Source organism: Stenotrophomonas rhizophila (assembly GCF_003651185.1).
In the GTDB taxonomy this organism is placed as follows: domain Bacteria; phylum Pseudomonadota; class Gammaproteobacteria; order Xanthomonadales; family Xanthomonadaceae; genus Stenotrophomonas; species Stenotrophomonas maltophilia_Z.
Map to the genome: position 1 here is coordinate 96,765 of NZ_RCDC01000006.1, position 18,446 is coordinate 115,210.

Genomic DNA, 18,446 nt, shown 5'->3' on the forward strand with positions numbered 1-18,446 from the left:
CCGCTCAGCGTCTGCCGGCGACCGCACCACGCTGGGTGAGGTAGTCACGGACGCGATCGTTGCGTGCCTGGTTCAGTGGCGAGCGCCATTGCCCGAAGTCGGCCACCACGCCCAGGTTGACGTCGGCACCTTGCTCGACCAGATAGGCCACGGTGTCGACGTCACCGGAGCGGGCGGCATTGATCAGCGGGGTTTCGTCCAAGGCGACGATACGGTTGACGTCGGCCCCGGCGCCGACCAGACGCTCGACGATCGGCAGATGACCGCGACGTGCCGCAGCGATCAGCGGATTGCCATCGCCGCGCGAGGCCAGGTCGGGCTGCGCGCCTAGGACGAGGAGGGCGTCGACCATCGCCAGTTCGCCGTGCTTGGCGGCGATGATCAGCGCGGTGCCGTCGCCACCGACCTGCGTGTCCACGGCAATACCCATCTTGACCAGCTGCTGCACGCGGGAGATGTCGCCGTTGCCGGCCGCGCTGAGCAGCTGCTCGGCGTGCGGCGAAACGGTACGCGACGTAGTGGCGGTTTCGTTCTCTGCAACGATGATCGCGTTGCCCAACCGCGGCGTAGCGGCCACGGTGACACCAACATGCGCGACCAGCGCAGCCGCACACAGTGCGCCCCAGCCGAAGCGCGTTGTCCAGCGGGTCGAGCGCGTGTCCAGGCGCAGCAGCCCATCGATGCGCTGGCTCAAGCCACTGCGGGTGGCGGACATGCCGACGGCCAGAGGCGCGCTGCGCCCGCGCTGTGTCATCAGTCCGGCGATACCGGTCAGCAGGGAATCGGCATAGCCGCGGCCACTGCCGGTGCGCAGGGCCGCCTGCTCATCGCAAGCCATCTCGCGTGCGAGATCCAGCCGACGGCCCAGCAGGTGCAGGAACGGGCTCCACCAGTACACGGCGAGCAGTGCACGCTGTGCAGCCGTGATCCACAGATCATGCCGACGAATATGCGCGGCTTCATGCAGCAGCAGATCATGCAGCGCGGCCGGGGGCAGGGTGGATGCCATCGTGGTCGGCACCAGAATGCGCGGCGACCACAGGCCAACCACCATCGGGCCCGGGGCGATATCGGATAGTGCAACGCTGGCACCCGCAGGCAGTTCTTCACCCAGAAGTGCTTCGTGCTGGGGCGACTGCCGCGCGCAGCGATGCAGGCGACGCGCTTGCCATGCGCCTTGGCCCAAGCGGGTCAGGCCCCATAGCGTGCCGAGCAACCAGATCAGCACGGCGCCGTGCAGCAGGGTAGGCGTGGTGGAGGCGGGGATCGTGTTGGTGATGCCGTCCACTTTCTGCGCGACAACCCGCACTGAAGCCCCAGTCGCTGAGGGCGGTAGGGCCTGCTGCGCGACCTCAACAGTCGTCGGTGCAGTGCGAGGCAGCAGGACCAACAGCGGTGACGCCGCGGCCAGCACAAAGGCCGCGCAGAGCGCCCAGGAGCGCGCTTCCGCACTGAGCCGGCTGCGCCCCAGCACCAAGGCCGCAAGTGCGAACAGCAGGGCGCTCTGCCAGAGATGTTGCGCGGCCATCGTTGCCAGGGCCTGGGTCCAATGCACGGTCATTTGGGCGTCCTCGAAGGAGATGCGTCGTCCACGCGCTGCTGGAGCGCTTTAAGCTCGTCAGCGTCCATGTCGTGCTCATCGATCAGGTGCTGGGCCAGCACGCTGGGCGAATCGTTGAAGAAGGACTTGAGCAGATTCTCCAACGCCTGTTTGCGCGCCTCGCTGCGGGTGATCGCGGCGCTGTAGATGAAGGCGCGACCCTCGCTGCGATGGTGGACCAGGCCTTTCTTGTCCAGCACCTTGAACATGGTCAGCACGGTCGTATAGGCGACCGGCTTCTTCTTGGACAGCTCGTCGGCGACCTCGCGCACGGACGCCTCCTTCTTCTTCCAGAGCACCTCCAGAATGCGGCGTTCGGCGTCGGTCAGGGCAGGCGATACGGGGCGGGCCATGGCTATCTACTGGTTCGTTAGTTGATGGCCGCATCGTGCGCCCGACGAATCGGTCGTGTCAACTATGTAATTAGTAATGGCCGGCCTGCACGGTGGACGATGGCGCCGCGCATGCCACGTCGCCGGCGCGTATCTATGAATCGTCATGGCCACGCAACAGCCCACAGCTGGCACAGCACTCGCTCAGCGGCCTCTGCCGCAGAGCAGCACGCAATGCCGCATGGGCTGCAGGATGCGCACCAAGGCCATGCAACAACAACGTAAGTGCCAGCCCACAGCAGACGCTTCCGGACGCGCTTGGCTTCCCACGTTGCGCAGCTTCCGGTGTGATCTCATGACAGTCCATGTACCGGTTCCCAGCGTCGACGATGCCCCATGGCAACTATCGTCCGCCGCCGTCTCAGATGCTGAGATCGTGGCCGAGTGAATCCAGCATCGCACCGCTGAACACCCCGGCCGGTATCAGTCAGCCCCGTGCACGTCACGTCAGCGACATCGCGCTTTCTTTCACGGCTCACCCAACCCCCTCTCCCTAGGATCGAACATTCCTTCCCCATCGCTCCAAGGAGTTCCCATGGCTGCTTCCCGCGTTCGTCTGCACGTTGAAGATTCCGGTGGTACCGGCCGCCCGGTGGTGCTGATCCATGGCTGGCCGCTGTCGGCCGAATCGTGGAAGGCCCAGGTCCCCGCGCTGCGCGAGGCGGGGTACCGCGTGGTGGCTTACGACCGCCGTGGTTTCGGGCGCTCGGACAAGCCGTCCGATGGTTACGAGTACGACACGCTCGCCGATGATCTGGCCGGTGTGATCGAGGATCTGGATCTGAAGGACGCCACCCTGGTCGGCTTCTCCATGGGCGGTGGTGAAGTGGCGCGCTATGTCGCCAAGCACGGCGAATCGCGCCTGCACAGCGTGGTGTTCGCCTCGGCGGTGCCGCCCTACATGCTCAAGACCAGCGACAACCCCGAGGGCCCGCTGACCCAGGAAAAGGCCGATGAGATGCGCGAAGGCCTGGAGAAGGACCGCGACACCTTCTTCGATGGCTTTACCAAGGATTTCTTCAGTGCCAACGGCGAGCTCAAGGTCAGCGAAGAAGAACGCCAGGCCGCGATCAAGCTGTGCCAGCAGTCCGACCAGACCGCCGCGCTGGGCTGCATGAAGGCGTTCGGCACGACCGACTTCCGCGGCGACCTCAAGAAGGTCACGGTGCCGACCCTGGTGCTGCACGGCGACAGCGATGGCACGGTCCCGTTCGAGGGCTCGGGCAAGCGCACCCATGCGGCCATCGCGGGCAGTGAAGTGGTGGTCCTGAAGGACGCGCCGCACGGCTGCAATGCCAGCCATGCCGATGCGTTCAACAAGGCACTGTTGGACTTCCTGAAGAAGTAAGTCGCAGGTCGCTCTCCGCCATGCGCGCCCGGCACGTTGAGATCACGTGTCGGGCGTTCTTGTACGCTGTACCCGCTGAGCTGGAATCCAGCGCCCGCCCATACGAGATCGTCCATGCGCCAGTCCCAGACACCGCCCTGGAAGAAGCCCAGTCCCAATGGGAAGAAGAAGTCGCAGCCGCTCTCCGAGGCGCAGAAGAGCGCGGCCCGTCAGCGCGCCGAGGAAAACGGGCGGCGCTATCCTAATCTGGTCGACAACATGTGGGCGGCTAAACTGCCACGCGGCAGTTGATCGCTCGCGCTTCTATGCTTTCTCGTTGTGGCACAGCTGACTAATAGGCGACAACCCGTCCACGGTCGGTGGCGCATCCCCAAGGTATACATCCGACTGTCTCTGTGGGGACAGTAGTGGGTACATGTACGATGCAATTCACCCAAGGTGCGAAGCTTCCGGTTGTACCTGCCGAGTAGTATCGAGATACTCTGTAGACACAACGCCTGTTGTCGACGCCAATCAGGGCCTCCGCGTTGCCGGCGCGGGTTGTGCGAAAACGAACGCTACCGTGAGCGCGGAAGTTCTCACTCACTCCCACGTTGCCAGACGGCGCGTAGGCGAACACGTAGTCCGCTGAGCGGTCGTCATGCAAAAGCGTTCCTTCTGACGATGATGTCGACTCTGGATCCTGCTCCAGTCGGGGCACGGGGAGATCTTCGTCGTCGTCTTGTTCGCATGACCAACCTCCGATTGCATCGGGGCCGCTTAAAATGCCTTCGCCTTGGCCCGCTGTCATTCCATCCTGCTCACATAGTGCGTGGTGGTACAACTGGGTCGCGATTGATTGCTCTGAGAAAAAATAGGAAAAGGAGCCATCTGGATTGGGTCGAAGCTTCTGCTCCACAGGGAGTAAACCGCCGTCCAGATCAGACCATTGTGCGGTGCGCACGATGCGCTTGGTGCCGTCGCGCTCTTGGGTGTGTTCATCACGATAGGCAGCGGGCGGGGGCGTGACCGGCATGGTGACTGCTGCGGAAAGCAGAAGAATAAACATGGGCATCGGCGTTCTCTGGTGAACGAGCTCAGCTCGGTCAGATCATGCTGCCCACTATCATTTTCTTGAACTGTGCGCTGCTCTACGCATTAGACAGACGTAACGCACTAAGACCTATCTATTGTTTCTGTTGTAAAGATAATCCCAATCTGCTCGACAACATGTGGGCGGCCAAACTGCCACGCGGCAGTTAATCAGCACCCTGCTCAGCGCTTGACCGCGAGCACGCCATCCATCGCCAGCTCGGCCTTGAAGCCCGCCTTTTCCAGACGCTTGGCGACCTCGCGCGGTACATCGCGGCCGCTGGTCAGCTTGTTCGGCGCACCGGTGTAGTGGAACATCCGGCCGCCCTTGCGGATGACGCGTGCGAGCTCGTCATAGAACACCTGTGAATACAGCTCACCGGCGATGCCGAAGCGCGGCGGATCGTGCAGGATCGCATCGACCGAGGCAGTCTCCAGCCCTTCAATCTCCTGCGACACGTCACCTTGGCTCAGCGCCAGCCGACCCCCGCTGCTTTCCGCGTCCGGATCCGGCGACCACGGGTTGAGCGTGCGCAGCCACAGCACGTCCGGATTCTTCTCGAACGAGCGGATACGGGTCACCCCACCTTCCAGGCAACACGCGGCGAAGTAGCCCAGGCCGCCACAGGTATCCAGAACGGTTTTGCCGGCCGGCGCGATCAGCGCGACCTTGCGGCGGGCATCCTCGAACGGGGAGACCTGCGCGCTGGGCAGCATCTTGATGCCGTCGATCTCGAACGTCGGCGCGTCCCAGTCGGTCGGCACCAGCTTGATCAACGCCGAGCCGAAGCGCGAGATGGCCAGGAACTCCTCGCCATCCCAGTAGTACAGGGTGCGGTCCTTGGTCTTGCCGGGATAGGCATAGGTCTCCCCCTTCCACTGCCAGTGGTCGGCCGCCAGCGTGGCGGTGCCGGTGGAGCGGCCGAGGTCGAGCGAGCCGGTCCATTCCCCGGTGCCGGCATCGCGGGCGCGGGTCAGGCTCTCGGCGAGCGGGCGGGTCAGCAGGGGGCCGGTGTAGTGGGGCACGGGATCTAAGTCCGCGGCGCGAGCGCCAGACGGTATGGCAGTCAGGGGTGGGCATCGTACCTGAGAAGCCGCTGGCCGGCCGTCATGGGGCCCCGAGCTGCGGGGATTCCGACCCACGTGTGGGCGGGTATCCGAGGCGCCGGCGGGGAGTGCGCTGATCGAACTGCGCAGGGACGCTTCGGATACTTGGGTCATGTCCTACGACCACATCCTCTGGCCGACCGGTACCACCTATTTCTTCAGCGCGCACCTGCGCGATCGCAGCAGCAGCCTGCTGGTGGAACAGGCGCAGATCCTGCGGCTGGCGTTCCGGGTGGCGCAGCAGGCGCGGCCGTTCCGGATCAACGCGATCGTGGTGCTGCCAGACCATCTGCACGGCGTGTGGACGCTGCCGGAGGGCGACGAGGAGGGCCATCGCCGCTGGGCGCAGATCCAGGCGATCTTCGACCGCCAGCTGCCGATGACTGATCCACGGCTGCAGCTCCGGCGTGATCGCAGCCTGCGGCCGCTTTGGCACAACGCCTTTCGCGAGCATCGGATCGTAGATGCCGAGGACCTGCAGCGGCATGTGGCGTATGTGCATCACAACCCGGTCAAGCACGGGCATGTGCGTGACGCGACGCAATGGCCGTACAGCTCGATCCATCGCGGCCGCCGCGAGTCGGAAGAGCCATGTTGAAGTACGGGGATGGGATCCCCGCCTGCGTGGGGTTGCGGGTGGGGCGATGCAGGGGATGGGTGTTGCGGGCCGGGCCACCGGTGCGGGCGGTCGGTCGGTCGCCGCCGGTATCAGTGGCTCGGTGGGAGGGGGAAACAGGCATTGGCCATCAGGGGCACTTCACCGGAAAGACCGGCCCGGCGCCGATCAGGACCAGTGCCATGTAGTCGCTGTCCTTTGCTTTGCCTTTGAGTGTGGCGCCCGGGTTGAACTTGAAGATGCCGAAGCCGCCACCGGGGCGCACCAGGGCCTTATTGATCTGGTCGGCTTCGTCGCGGAAGAACTGGGCGATCTCGGCACGGCTGGATTCCTGCAGCGGCGTGGCGTCGCGCTGCCATTGCTCATCGCGGTTGAAGGACACGTAGTACTGGCCCTGCTGCTGCTCGATACGGAACTCCGCGGGCTTGCGCGCGTGGGTGGCATAGCAGCCGAGCATTGGATCGGAGGAGAACACGCCGGCGCTGTTGTCGTTGCCGCAACCGGTCAGCAAGAGCGGGGACAGGAGGAGCAGGCTGGAGAACAAGCTGGGCAACAAGCGCATGGCGGTTCCTGTCGGCGGATGTTGACGGCATTGTCCAACACGGCATGAAAAGATCCCGTCTGTGTGTACCGCGGGCGATGGTGTACGGTGATGCGATTCTCAGGAGACACCCCGTGCTGCCCGATTCTCCGCAAGCGCCGCGCTCACCGTCGACGGTGCCGATCTCGGCCCAGCGACTGCCGCTGCTCGGCCTGGTCAGCTTCCTCGGCCTCCCCGTCGGTGCCGCCGCCGCCCACATCGCCACCGCTGCCAACCACGGGGTCACCGCGGGGGCCAGCACCACAGGCGTCTCCATCGGCGTACTCGCCTCGGCCGCCGTGGGTCTGATCGCCACGGTGGGCTCGCGCGTCCGTCAGGAGCGCTGGCCGTGGCTGGGCATCATCGGCGCGGTGCTCAGTGCTGCGCCGCTGGTGCTGTTCCTGGTCGGGATGATGTTCAAGCACTGAGGCAGCCAGTGAGGCACGGCTGCCGACGTGGCCACTCCGTGCGGTGGTGCGTCGATCAAGCAGGCAGCGCTGCGTCCAGGCGGTGTACTTCCACGGTCACGTGCACCAGCTCTTCATGCACAGACAGCGCCTCACGGATCTGATCGGCACTGAGCGGATCGGCGCTCACCAGGCTGGCCACGACCGCGTACTTGCCGCGGCCTACCTGCCAGACGTGCAGGTCGGACAGCTGCGCCGACCACGGCCCCTGTTCGATCACCTCGCGTACCTCCGCCACCACCGGTGCGTCCATCTGCGCATCCAGCAACACGCGGCTGGTGTCGCGCAGCAGGCCGATCGCCCAGACGGTGACCAGTACTGCGCCCACCAGGCCCATCACCGGGTCCAGCCACGCTGCCCCCCAGACCTTGCCGCCGATCAGGGCGGCGATCGCGAGCACCGAGGTGGCGGCGTCGGCGATGACGTGCAGGTAGGCCGAGCGCAGGTTGAGGTCCTGTGTGCCATGGGCGCCATGACCGTGGTCGTGGTGGTCTGCGTGACCGCCGTGACCGCTCTGCTCATGCGCGTGGTGGTGCCCATGCCCATGGTGTTGGCCATGCGGGTGATGCCCGTGGTCATGGTTGTCGCGCAGCCACCATGCGCACAGCAGATTGACCGCCAGCCCGACCACCGCGATCGCAATGGCCTCGTTGTAGTGGATGGCACTGGGCACGAACAGCCGCTGCCCGGACTGCACGGCCATCAGCAGCGCGACGCCGAGCAGGGCAATGGCACTGGTGTAACCCGCCAGGATCTCGACCTTCCAGGTGCCGAAGGTGAAGCGATGGTCGTGTGCATGGCGGCGTGCGAAACCGTACGCGAACACAGACAGCCCCAGCGCCAGTGCGTGCGAGCTCATGTGCCAGCCGTCGGCGAGCACGGCCATGGAGTTGAACCACCACCCGCCGATGATCTCCACGATCATCATCGCCGTGGTCAGCCAGAGCGCGCGCTGCGTGCTGCGCTCGGCCAGGGGATTGCCACCGTCGAAGCGATGGGTGTGGCGGCGGGCGTCGGCGGCAGCGTTGAGGATCATGGGGCAATCCAACCATTGGACTATACCCCCATAGGGTATATGCTCCGGCCCCATGTCGCACGTTCAACACCACCGCAGACCCTTGCTCGCCCGGGTCCGCCGCATGGCGGGCCAGGTCGCCGCACTCGAAGCCTCCCTGCAGTCGGCCGAGGCCGATTGCACCGATGTCCTGATGCAGGCCTCGGCCGTGCGCGGGGCGGCACACGCACTGTTGATGGCGCTGCTCGATGAGCACCTGCAGGAGCACGTGGTCGGCCCAGACGATCCGGTCGAGCGCGCGGCCGAGGCCCAGGTGCTGGTCAAGCTGCTGCGCGCCTACGGCAAGTAGGCGACGCAGCGCTCGCGCCGGCTCAGTGCCGGTGCCGCCGCCAGGCGTTCCACACGTGCGTGCTGGCCAACAGCAGGCTGCCGACCACGGTCATCGGGGTTTCGGCCTCGTGGCTCGGCCAGCCCATGGCGCCGGCCAGCAGCAACAGCAGCCCGACCAACGCGGCGGCCATCGCCAGCACGGGCAGACGGTGCTGGCGGTGCGCGCGCCACAGCGCGAAGCCGGTCACCGGCGCGGCAATCGCTACGAACAGGGCATGCACCCACTCGGCTTCGGCCCACACCCCCATCAGCGGGAGCATCGCCGCGAGCAGCGGCAGGGCCAGGCAGTGCAGCAGGCATAGGCCGGACAGCGCGATGGCGCCGGCATCCAACAGGGCAGAGGATCGCTTCATGGGGCGTGGGGGTCTTGGTCTGTGAATGTTATATAGTAACATTTCACTTCCCCTCCAGACCTGCTCCGCCATGACTGCCTCTGCTGCCCTTCATGATTCCCGTCTTCCGGTGACGGTGCTGTCCGGCTTCCTCGGTGCCGGCAAGACCACCCTGCTCAATCAGCTGCTGCGCAACCGCGAGGGCCGCCGGGTGGCGGTGATCGTCAACGACATGAGCGAGATCAATGTCGATGCGCAGCTGGTCCGCGATGGCGGCGCGGCGCTGAGCCGCACCGAGGAGACGCTGGTGGAGTTCAGCAACGGCTGCATCTGCTGCACGCTGCGCGATGACCTGCTGCACGAGGTGCGCAGGCTTGCGGCGGAGGGGCGCTATGACTACCTGCTGATCGAGTCGACCGGGATCGCCGAGCCGATGCCGGTCGCGGCGACCTTCTCGGTACGCGATGAGGATGGCTTCAGTCTGAGCGACATCGCGCGGCTGGATACGCTGGTGACGGTGGTCGATGGCGCGCAGTTTCTGCAGGATTTCGGCTCAAGCGACCGGCTGATCGACCGCGGCCAGCAGGCCGGTGAGGACGACGACCGTGGCGTGGTCAATCTGCTTGCCGAACAGATCGAGTTCGCCAACGTGATCGTGGTGAGCAAGTGCGATCTGATCGACGACGACACGCTGCAATCCACGCTGGCCGTGCTGCGCGCGATGAACCGCGATGCGCGGCTGGTGCTGTCCGAACACGGCAACGTGCCGCTGCACGAGGTGCTCGATACCGGCCGCTACGACTTCGTCAAAGCGCAGCTGGCACCGGGCTGGATGCAGGCGCTGCGTGGCCAGCACACGCCGGAGACCGAGGAATACGGCATCACCAGTTTCGTCTACCGCTCGCGCCGGCCGTTCCATCCGCAACGCTTTGCGCGCTTGCTGGAGACCGGGCTGGGCAGCGTGATCCGCAGCAAGGGCTTCTTCTGGCTGGCCAACCGCATGGACTCGGTGGGCGAGCTCTCCAGTGTCGGTGCGGCCACGCAGACCTCGGTCGCGGGGGTCTGGTACGCCTCGCGCGAGCGCATGGAGGCGGGCCTGGAGAACACCGTGCCCGAGCTGCCGCCCACGCGCGTGCCCTACACGGATATCGGCTGGGCACGCCAGCAGGCGTCGTGCTGGACCGCGCCGCTGCCCACCGTGGATCAGGTCGGCGATGCGGGCGAGTACCAGGCGATGCGCAGGCTGTGGCATCCGTGGTGGGGCGACCGCCGCCAGGAGCTGGCGGTGATCGGCGTGGCGATGGACGAGCACGCGGTGCGTGCCGAGCTGGATGCCTGCCTGCTCAACGATGAGGAACTGCGCGCCGGACCGCTGTTGTGGCAGTTGCTGCCGGATGCGTTCCCGGCGTGGGCGCGCGCATGAGCCGAACGCTTTACACCGGCGTCAGCTGCCACCCCTGATCGGATGCGCGCAGGGTATGGCTCAAGCCGACCGCCTGCAGCAGCGCGTCATCGTGTGACACGATCATCAACGTGCCGCTGTACTGGCGGAGCATCTGCTCCAGCGCGGCCAGCGAGGGCAGGTCGAGGTGATTGCCGGGTTCGTCGAGCAGCAGCAGTTGCGGCGGCGTCTGTGCGTACAGCACCGACGCCAGCGCCGCCTTCAGGCGTTCGCCACCGCTGAGCGTGGCCAACGGCCGCAGGCTGCGCTCGGCATCCAGGCCGAGCAGGGCCAACTGCGTGCGCAGCGTGCCTTCGCTGGCCAACGGATGCGCGCGCTGCAGCAGTGACAGGGCCGAGGCGTCGCCGGGCAGCATCGTGAGCGACTGATCGAGCAGGGCGACGCTCGCCGCCACATCGACGTGCCCCGACACCGGCTGCAACGTGCCCGCCAACACCTTCAAGAGCGTGGATTTGCCACTGCCGTTGCGGCCCTGCACGCCGATCCGCTGGCCGCGCTGCACCGTGAGGTCCAGCGTCATCCAAGGTGCCTGCACCCACGGTAGTTCGGCGGCGATGAGCTCGGCCACGCGCTGGGGCCCGGGCTGGTGGATCACCGGGGCGAGCAGGGCGATCTCGATGTCCTGTTCCACCTCGCCGGCAGCCTCGCGCACGCGCGCATCCAGTTCGGTGCGGCGCTCGTGCTGCTGTGTTTGCAAGCGGCCGGCGCTGTGCTCGCTGCGGTTCTTCATGCCACCGAGCAGGATCGGTGCCTGGTTGGCGGTGCGTGCCTCGCGTGTGGCGCGCGCCTGCCGATGCGCCATCTTTTCGCGCTGATCGCGCAGCTCGGTCTGCTGCTGGCGGCGCTCGCGCTTGCGCAGGGCCAGTTGGGCATCCGCGCTGCGCCGCTGGTCCTGCTTCTGTTCGGTGTAGAGATCGTAGTTGCCGCCGTACTGGCGCAGCCCGCCGGGCGACAGTTCGACGGTGCGCGCCATGTGCCGCAGCAGCGTGCGGTCGTGGCTGATCACGATCAGGCCGCCGTGCCAGCGCTGCAGCGCCTCGATCAGGCGTGCGCGATGGGCGGCGTCAAGGTGGTTGCTGGGTTCATCCAGGATCAGGCCCTCGGCACCGGACAGGAACGCACCGGCCAGCGCGACCTGCATCGCCTGGCCACCACTGAGCGTGGCCGCCGGCCGCAGGGGATCCAGCGCGGGCAGCCCGAGCAGCTGCCATTGCGCCTGCAACTGCTCGCGGAGGTCCCAGCGCTCCCCCACACGGGTGAAGTCGTCCGGATCGACGCTGCCGGCTTCGATGCGGTGCAGGGCGTCGAGCACTGCGCCGACACCGGCCAGATCGGCGATACGGCCTGCGGGCACGCCGCTGTGCTGCGTGAGCAGGTGCACCGGCCCGCTGCGCACGATGCGGCCGGCCGTGGGCGTGAGATCGCCACTGAGCAGGTGCGCGAGCAGGCTTTTGCCCACGCCGTTGCGCCCGACCAGGCCGGTCGGGGTGCCGTCGAACGCGGCGGACAGTTCGGAAAACAGAACCCGGCCGTCGGGCAGGGTATGCGTCACGCGATCGAGCGTGAGAGCGAATGCGGTCATGCGACCTCCATTGGATGCCAAAGACTCCCCTCCTGCGGAACAGGTGGGTGGAGACGGGCCGTCAGACGACGGCGGCATCAATGGCGCATGTAGGCCTACCTCGGCAACAAAGGCGGCTGACTGCCGCGCGGCCAGTATAAAACCGCCCGGCGGCAGGGCGATGAACGCCGCCTGCTCAGCAGCTGACGCCGGTCAGCCGGGCGCTGATGAAATCGATGAAGACCCGCAGCTTGGGCAGCACATGGCGGCCGGAGGGCCACAGCAGGTAGAAGGTGCCGCAGGCATGGATACGGTCGGCCATCACCCGCTGCAGGCGGCCGTCGGCCAGTGCCTCGCGCACCGAGTGCTCGGGGATGTAGGCGATGCCGCGCCCGGCCAGCGCGAAGGCCAGCCGCGCTTCGATCGTATTGCTGACCATCGAGACCGGCAGTGCGAGCGGCGCGGCGCCCGGCGTCTGCGGCAGCGGCCACGGCTCCAGCTTGCCGCTGCTGGGGAAGCGGTAGTGCAGGCAGTCGTGGTGCAACAGATCCTCAGGCGCGCATGGGGTGCCGCGGCGGGCCAGGTAATCCGGGGAGGCGACCAGATAGCGCGGAAACACGCCGAGCTGTCGGGCGCTCAGGCGCGAGTCGGTCGGCTCGCTGACCCGCAGCACGGCGTCGAAGCCTTCCTCGATCACATCCACCAGCCGGTCATCGAAATCCAGCTCCAGGCGGATGCCGGGATACGCGGCCATGAACTCGGTGAGCAGCGGCAGCGAGATGTCGCCGACCAGCGGCAGACTGACCCGCAGCACCCCCGTGGGCGCCTCGGTCTGCTGGACCAGCTCGTCACGGGCGGCGTCACGCTCATCGAGGATGCGCCGGCACCGGACCAGGAAGCGCTCGCCCTCGGCGGTGAGGGTGACGCTGCGGGTGCTGCGATGAAACAGCCGCACGCCGAGTGCCTGCTCCAGCCGCGACACCGTCTTGCCGGCCGCCGAGGCGGAGATGCCGAGCATGCGGCCGGTCTCGACGAAGCTGCGGGTGTCGGCGACCTGCACGAAGGTCTGCAGGTTGCCGAGATTGTCCAAGGCTGACATGGGCGGTTGCACGGGGGGGGAAGGGGGGAACTGTAGCGGTCGGCAGCGCTGGCGGGGCGGGAGGCGGGGGCATCGGCCCGCAACACTGCGGTGCGCCGGTGCTTGGTTCCGGCCGAAGACCTTGGCGGGAGGGCACTTCACCGATTGCGGCCTGGCCGGTCCGGAATGTGCGGAGCGCCAACCGGCTGTTTCCCTGGCGGCTCAACGCCTACCGTGGCGCTCCCCCTTCTGCTGGTGCCCCCATGTCCTCCCTACCAGAGCTCCGCGAGCCCACCTCCTTCGATGCGCTACCCACCCAGGCGCGCCCATGAGCGGGCACGCGGTCGGTTCCACCGCCATCCCCCAGCCCAACGCCGCCAGCCGGTTGCCGTTCGGCGGGCTGCTGGCGCTGGCCTGCGCGGGTTTCATCACCATCCTCACCGAGGCGCTTCCGGCCGGCCTGCTTTCGCCGATGAGCGCCGATCTCGGCGTCAGCCGCGCGCTGGTCGGCCAGCTGGTCACGATCTACGCGCTGGGCTCGCTGGTCGCCGCGCTGCCGATGACCGCGCTGACCCGGCGCTGGCCGCGCCGCCCGCTGCTGCTGACCGCGATCGCCGGCTTCGTGGTGGTCAACACCATCACCGCGATGACGCACCACTACGGCCTGATGCTGGTCGCGCGCTTCTGCGCGGGCATCAGCGCGGGCCTGCTGTGGTCGCTGGTGGCCGGTTATGCCAGCCGCATGGTGGTGCCGCAGCTGCAGGGCCGCGCGATCGCGGTGGCGATGGTCGGCACGCCGCTGGCACTGTCGTTGGGCATCCCCGCCGGCACGCTGCTCGGCCAGACCATCGGCTGGCGCTGGGCGTTCGGGTTGATGTCGCTGCTCAGCGTCGGCCTGCTGGTGTGGGCGCGGCTGGTGCTGCCGCCCTTGCCGGCCCCGGGCGCGGCGGCCCAGCAGCCGCTGGGCAACGTACTGCGGCTGCGCGGCATGCGCACCGCGTTGCTGACGATGTTCCTGTACGTGCTGGCGCACAACGTGCTCTACACCTACATCGAACCGTTTGCGGCGCTGTCCGGCGCGGCGGCCTGGCTGGATCGCCTGCTGCTGGTGTTCGGCGTGGCCGCGCTGGTCGGCATCTGGATCACCGGGCTGCTGGTGGACCGCTGGCTGCGCGCGCTGGTGGTCGCCAGCACGGTAGCCTTTGCACTCTCGGCCGTGGCGTTCGGCCTGTGGCCGGGCTCGCCGTGGGTGCTGGTGATCGGCACGGTGGTCTGGGGAATCTCCTTCGGTGGCGTCCCCACGCTGTTCCAGACTGCCGTGGCGCGTCGTGCCGATGAGGCCGGGGACATCGCGCAGTCGTTCGTGGTGACGGGCTGGAATCTGGCCATCGCGCTGGCGGGCATCGTCGGCGGCGTGATGCTGGAAACCGTCGGTGAACGCTGGCTGCCCGCGGTCCTGCTGGTGCTGCTGCTGGCCACGTTGGTGGCGGTGCTGCGCCAGCCGCGTGCGTGGGCCCCGATCGCGCACTGAGCCCAGCCGCCGCACACGGCAAGGTGGGCCGCGATACCCGGCGCTATGCTGGGGCCGGGTATCGCGATGGGAGCAGCGGGTGCGCAAGGGATTCGTTCGATGGGGTGTGCTGGCACTGCTGTGCGTGGCCGGCAGCGCGTACGCAGTCGAGCCGGAGCGACGCATCGCGCTGACGATCGATGATCTGCCCTGGCAGCGTCTGGACGAACGCGCCGATCCCGCGCTTGCCGCCCGTCATGCGCAGTTGATCGCAGCCCTGAAGCGGGCCGACGTGCCGGTGGTGGGGTTCGTCAATGAGGTCAAACTCGAGGTGGATGGACAGGTGCAACCTGCGCGCGTGCAGATGCTGCGCGACTGGCGCGATGCCGGTTTCGAACTGGGCAACCACACCTACGGCCATGTGGATCTGCACGCGATCGGCTTGCCCGCGTATGAGCAGGACATCCTGCGCGGTGAAGCTACCCTGCGCCCACTGCTGGCCGAAACCGGGCAGGCACCGCGCTGGTTCCGGCATCCCTATCTGCGTGCCGGGCAATCCCCGGTAGAACGTGCTGCGCTGGGCGTGTTCCTGCAGCAGCACGGCTATCAGGTCGCGCCGGTGACGGTCGACAACAGCGAGTGGATCTGGGCGTTCGCCTACGATCACGTGCGCGATACCGAGAGCGATCCCATCGCGCGGGAGGCCCGCCTGCGCCAGCTGCGCCGTGGCTATGTGCCCTACATGCTCAACAAGCTGGACTACTACGAGCAGCAGGGGCAGCAATTGCTGGGCCGGTTGCCTGCACAGGTGTGGTTGATCCACGCCAATGCGCTCAGCGCGGACTGTGTGGAAGAACTGGTCGCAGCCACGCGCCGGCGCGGCTATCGCTTCATCTCGCTGGAGGTGGCCCTGCAGGATCCGGCGTATCAGCATGCCGATGGCTACAACGGGGCCGGCGGCATCAGCTGGATCCAGCGCTGGGCGATGGCGGAGAACGCACCGAAGGCCTTCTACGCAGGCGAGCCCCAGGTACCGGCGTGGGTGATGACGCTGGCCGGCCTGGAGGCGGAATAACGCAAGGGCTCAGGCCGGCGTGTCGCTGTTGGGGTTCTGCATGTCCTCCGGTGCCTGCCCGTACTGCTGCTGACGCTGCTGGTGGAACGCGATGAACTCGGCCGGCGGCAGGGCCTTGGAGAACAGCCAGCCCTGCCCGAACTCCACCTGGCGCGCCTGCAGGTAGGCAAGCTGGGCCGGGGTTTCCACGCCCTCCGCCACGGTGAACAGCCCGAGGGTCTTGGCCATGTCGATGATGTGCGAGGTGACCGGGCTGGTGGCGCTGTCGGTCCCGATCGCATCAATGAACGACTTGTCGATCTTCAGCGCATCCAGCGGCAGTTGCTGGAGGTACTGCAGGCTGGAATAGCCGACACCGAAGTCGTCGATCGCCACGCAGTGCCCCATCCGCCGTGCATTGGCCAGGCTGGTGCGCGCCCGGCGGATATCGATGAAACCGCGCTCGGTCGCCTCCAGCCAGATCTGCTGGGGATGGATGCCTGTCCCGTGCAGCTTGGTGCTCAGCACCTTCAGTGCCCGTCCGCTGCTGACATCCTCGGCGGCCAGATTGATCGCGATGTGCGCGCTGCGGTCCTGCACCAGCAACGCGCGCATGTCCGCGATCACGTGGTCGATGACCTGGTCGGTCAGCGCCTCGATCAGCCCGGCCTCCTCGGCCAGCGGGATGAACAGATCCGGCCGCACCAGGCTGCCGTCGGGACGGCGCCAGCGCACCAGCGATTCGGCGCCCACGCAGATGCCGGTATCCAGCTCGATGATCGGCTGGTAGTGCATGAAGAACTCACGCCTGCGGACGGCTGTGGCCAGTTCGCCTCGCAGCGACAGCCGCCGCCGCGACAGCCACACCACGCCGCCGATCGCCGCCAGCGCGCCCAGCACCCCCAGCGGAATGAACTGCCCGATCTGGTGGCGGAATGCGGCAACCAGATCGGTGCGTGGGGCGGTGGCGATGGCCAGCCATTCCTGGTCCTGCGCGGTGGCATACAGCGTCTGCCCTTCGATACCGCTTGCCGGCTCGCGCAACAGCCGTTGCAGCAGGGCCTGGTCCTGGATGTCCTGCTGGGCGATCAGCCGTCCGTCGGGGCTGGCGACGGCCAGCCGCACGTTGGGATCGACGATCACATCGATCAACCGCGCCGGATCCATCAGGATGTCGTAGTGGCCGTAACTCAGGGCCATCAAGGGCTGCTGCGGCGTGCCGGCGAGCGGACGGATGTCCAGCGTAATGCCGGCGCCCTCGGCGGTGACATAGGTCGGTGGGGGCTGCACGACCCCGGGGTCCATCGGCCCCCACGAGGTGCAGGCCAGCCGGCCGTTCTCGAAGTACCCGATCTGCTCGGCCGAGTGGGTGCGCATCACCAGTCCGCGCATCACCTGCAGGTGCTCGGGCGAGCAGGGCACCAGGGTGCTGCGGTTGAGTTCACGCAGGGTGTTCAACGCGCCCTCGTAGGCGCGGTGCGCGCGCTGCAGGGTGCGCTCGGCGGTGGTCTGCAGCCGCACCTGTTCGAACTCGCTGGCGCGGCTCCAGGTGAAATAGAACACCGTGGCGATCGGCACCAGGGCGCCAAGCAGGGCGAGCACTACAGTGACGGCAATGATCCTGACGCGGTTCAAGCAGACCTCGATGCCTAGTCGAAAAGGGGTTCCATGGCAGCCCGGCGGGCCAGGGGACTCACCGCCCCGAGCCGCTATATGACCATCAGTGCGCGGGGATTGAAACAATGCCGCGCGCCGGGACGGGCGGGATAGGAGGCGGGACGCTCCATTAGGGGTTGAATCCGTCACCCTTGGGCAGGTCGCCGGCGCTTGCCGGCATAGCGACCCGGTATTCACCTTCGGTTCGCGCCCCCGGCCGGATCATCGCGCCGCACCCTTCCGTGCCCCGATCCGAGCCCGATGAATCCGACCCTGCCTGCCGCGTTGGCCCTGTTGTCGTTGCTGTTGCCTGGCCTGGCATCGGCGCGCACGGTCTATCGCTGCGTGCAGAGCAACACGGTCAGCCTGGCCACCGCACCGGAACCGGGCTCCAGATGCACGCCGCAGCAGATCGACGACAACGCCGTGCAGACCCCCAACCTGTGGGGCAACATGGGCGTCTTCAGCGGCACGCTGTATGAGCGTGAGCAGGACGGTGCGCTGGTCTACTCCACCCGCAACCTGCCCGGCTCGCGCGTGTTCCTGAAGTTCACCGTGGCCACGCCCCCGGGCGAGCCGGCGCACGAAGGCCTGGGCAAGGTCGGCACGCCGCAGTTGAACCGGCATGCCAAGCAGTTCAAGGCGGCCGCGAAGGCCACCGGCGTGGACGATGCCTGGCTGCGCGCGATCGCCCATGCCGAGAGCGGCTTCGATGCGGGCGCGATCTCGCCCAAGGGCGCCCAGGGCGTGATGCAGCTGATGCCCGATACCGCCACCGAATACGGCGTGGCCGATCCCCTCTCGGCCGAACAGTCGATCAGCGGTGGCGCGCGTTACATGAAGGCCTTGCTGCGCCGCTACAAGGGCGACCGCGTGCTGGCGGCCGCCGCGTACAACGCCGGCATCGGTGCGGTGACGCGCTACAGGGGCGTGCCGCCGTATGCGGAAACGCTGGCCTACGTGGAGAAGGTCAGTGCGCTGTACGTGCGCTACCGCGAAGCGATGGGGTTCAAGGTGGAAACGCCGGCGAAATAGCGCGGCGTTTCAGGGCGGAACGTCCGCGCTGGGCACGCGCTGTGCCGCACATCACTGGTTTCATGCGGTACGTCCTTCCATGGCGTCAGCCCGTATTGAAACAGGAACGAGGCATCCACACAGGTCGCTGTCGCCGCGCAGGGTTTGCAGGCACGCCACGAGCGGCTAAGGT

At 67.2% G+C, this 18,446-nt stretch carries 19 protein-coding genes; 9 read left to right on the plus strand and 10 right to left on the minus strand.

Going from position 1 to position 18,446, the window contains the following annotated elements; all coding sequences use genetic code 11:
- Positions 1–4: 4 nt before the first annotated feature.
- Positions 5–1,561, minus strand: coding sequence for a M56 family metallopeptidase (locus tag BCL79_RS14620; protein WP_121042362.1), 1,557 nt, complete (start codon positions 1,559–1,561; stop codon positions 5–7).
- Positions 1,558–1,953: a BlaI/MecI/CopY family transcriptional regulator gene (locus BCL79_RS14625; protein ID WP_070426511.1), complete on the minus strand. Its 396-nt coding sequence runs from the start codon at positions 1,951–1,953 to the stop codon at positions 1,558–1,560. The genes BCL79_RS14620 and BCL79_RS14625 overlap by 4 nt, the downstream gene beginning before the upstream one ends.
- Before the next feature lie 574 nt (positions 1,954–2,527).
- Here BCL79_RS14625 and BCL79_RS14630 point away from each other — a divergent pair.
- Positions 2,528–3,340, plus strand: coding sequence for an alpha/beta fold hydrolase (locus tag BCL79_RS14630; protein WP_121042364.1), 813 nt, complete (start codon positions 2,528–2,530; stop codon positions 3,338–3,340).
- A gap of 114 nt (positions 3,341–3,454) precedes the next feature.
- Entirely contained in the window at positions 3,455–3,631 is a 177-nt protein-coding gene (locus BCL79_RS20335; protein ID WP_183073794.1) for a hypothetical protein, read from the plus strand.
- 40 nt (positions 3,632–3,671) lie between these two features.
- Here BCL79_RS20335 and BCL79_RS20135 read toward each other — a convergent pair whose 3' ends face one another.
- Entirely contained in the window at positions 3,672–4,388 is a 717-nt protein-coding gene (locus tag BCL79_RS20135; RefSeq protein WP_147433913.1) for a hypothetical protein, read from the minus strand.
- Positions 4,389–4,594: 206 nt separating this feature from the next.
- The gene (locus BCL79_RS14635; protein WP_121042366.1) at positions 4,595–5,437 is read right to left on the minus strand and encodes a class I SAM-dependent methyltransferase; all 843 of its coding nucleotides are present in this window, start codon (positions 5,435–5,437) and stop codon (positions 4,595–4,597) included.
- Positions 5,438–5,630: 193 nt separating this feature from the next.
- On the opposite strand from BCL79_RS14635, the gene BCL79_RS14640 reads away from it, so the two are divergent.
- Complete coding sequence (locus tag BCL79_RS14640; protein ID WP_121042368.1) at positions 5,631–6,116, plus strand: REP-associated tyrosine transposase; 486 nt, start codon at positions 5,631–5,633, stop codon at positions 6,114–6,116.
- Positions 6,117–6,264: 148 nt separating this feature from the next.
- On the opposite strand, the gene BCL79_RS14645 is transcribed toward BCL79_RS14640, so the two are convergent.
- A complete protein-coding gene (locus BCL79_RS14645; RefSeq protein ID WP_121042370.1) occupies positions 6,265–6,696 on the minus strand; it encodes a hypothetical protein in 432 nt (143 codons plus the stop codon).
- A 113-nt stretch (positions 6,697–6,809) separates the two neighbouring features.
- On the opposite strand from BCL79_RS14645, the gene BCL79_RS14650 reads away from it, so the two are divergent.
- Positions 6,810–7,142, plus strand: a complete 333-nt coding sequence (locus BCL79_RS14650) for a hypothetical protein (RefSeq protein ID WP_226956649.1) — start codon at positions 6,810–6,812, stop codon at positions 7,140–7,142.
- Positions 7,143–7,197: 55 nt separating this feature from the next.
- Here the strand turns inward: BCL79_RS14650 and dmeF are convergent, their stop codons facing one another.
- A complete protein-coding gene (dmeF, locus tag BCL79_RS14655) occupies positions 7,198–8,217 on the minus strand; it encodes a CDF family Co(II)/Ni(II) efflux transporter DmeF (RefSeq protein ID WP_121042372.1) in 1,020 nt (339 codons plus the stop codon).
- 52 nt (positions 8,218–8,269) lie between these two features.
- On the opposite strand from dmeF, the gene BCL79_RS14660 reads away from it, so the two are divergent.
- A complete protein-coding gene (locus BCL79_RS14660) occupies positions 8,270–8,545 on the plus strand; it encodes a metal-sensing transcriptional repressor (protein ID WP_121042374.1) in 276 nt (91 codons plus the stop codon).
- 22 nt (positions 8,546–8,567) lie between these two features.
- Here BCL79_RS14660 and BCL79_RS14665 read toward each other — a convergent pair whose 3' ends face one another.
- Positions 8,568–8,939: a MerC domain-containing protein gene (locus tag BCL79_RS14665; RefSeq protein ID WP_121042376.1), complete on the minus strand. Its 372-nt coding sequence runs from the start codon at positions 8,937–8,939 to the stop codon at positions 8,568–8,570.
- A 70-nt stretch (positions 8,940–9,009) separates the two neighbouring features.
- On the opposite strand from BCL79_RS14665, the gene BCL79_RS14670 reads away from it, so the two are divergent.
- Entirely contained in the window at positions 9,010–10,341 is a 1,332-nt protein-coding gene (locus BCL79_RS14670; protein WP_121042378.1) for a GTP-binding protein, read from the plus strand.
- 10 nt (positions 10,342–10,351) lie between these two features.
- Here the strand turns inward: BCL79_RS14670 and BCL79_RS14675 are convergent, their stop codons facing one another.
- Positions 10,352–11,962, minus strand: a complete 1,611-nt coding sequence (locus tag BCL79_RS14675; RefSeq protein WP_121042381.1) for an ABC-F family ATP-binding cassette domain-containing protein — start codon at positions 11,960–11,962, stop codon at positions 10,352–10,354.
- A 175-nt stretch (positions 11,963–12,137) separates the two neighbouring features.
- Positions 12,138–13,040: a LysR family transcriptional regulator gene (locus BCL79_RS14680; protein WP_121042383.1), complete on the minus strand. Its 903-nt coding sequence runs from the start codon at positions 13,038–13,040 to the stop codon at positions 12,138–12,140.
- 307 nt (positions 13,041–13,347) lie between these two features.
- Between BCL79_RS14680 and BCL79_RS14685 the strand changes: the two genes are divergently transcribed.
- Both BCL79_RS14685 and BCL79_RS14690 read left to right on the plus strand, forming a co-directional pair.
- Positions 13,348–14,550, plus strand: coding sequence for an MFS transporter (locus BCL79_RS14685; protein ID WP_121042385.1), 1,203 nt, complete (start codon positions 13,348–13,350; stop codon positions 14,548–14,550).
- Between the two features lie 79 nt (positions 14,551–14,629).
- Positions 14,630–15,604 (plus strand): polysaccharide deacetylase family protein, encoded by a 975-nt coding sequence (locus BCL79_RS14690; protein ID WP_259462186.1) that lies wholly within the window; start codon positions 14,630–14,632, stop codon positions 15,602–15,604.
- Positions 15,605–15,613: 9 nt separating this feature from the next.
- Here the strand turns inward: BCL79_RS14690 and BCL79_RS14695 are convergent, their stop codons facing one another.
- The gene (locus tag BCL79_RS14695; protein WP_121042389.1) at positions 15,614–17,218 is read right to left on the minus strand and encodes an EAL domain-containing protein; all 1,605 of its coding nucleotides are present in this window, start codon (positions 17,216–17,218) and stop codon (positions 15,614–15,616) included.
- Positions 17,219–17,500: 282 nt separating this feature from the next.
- Here BCL79_RS14695 and BCL79_RS14700 point away from each other — a divergent pair, with 282 nt between their 5' ends.
- A complete protein-coding gene (locus BCL79_RS14700; RefSeq protein ID WP_121042391.1) occupies positions 17,501–18,274 on the plus strand; it encodes a lytic transglycosylase domain-containing protein in 774 nt (257 codons plus the stop codon).
- Positions 18,275–18,446 lie beyond the last annotated feature (172 nt).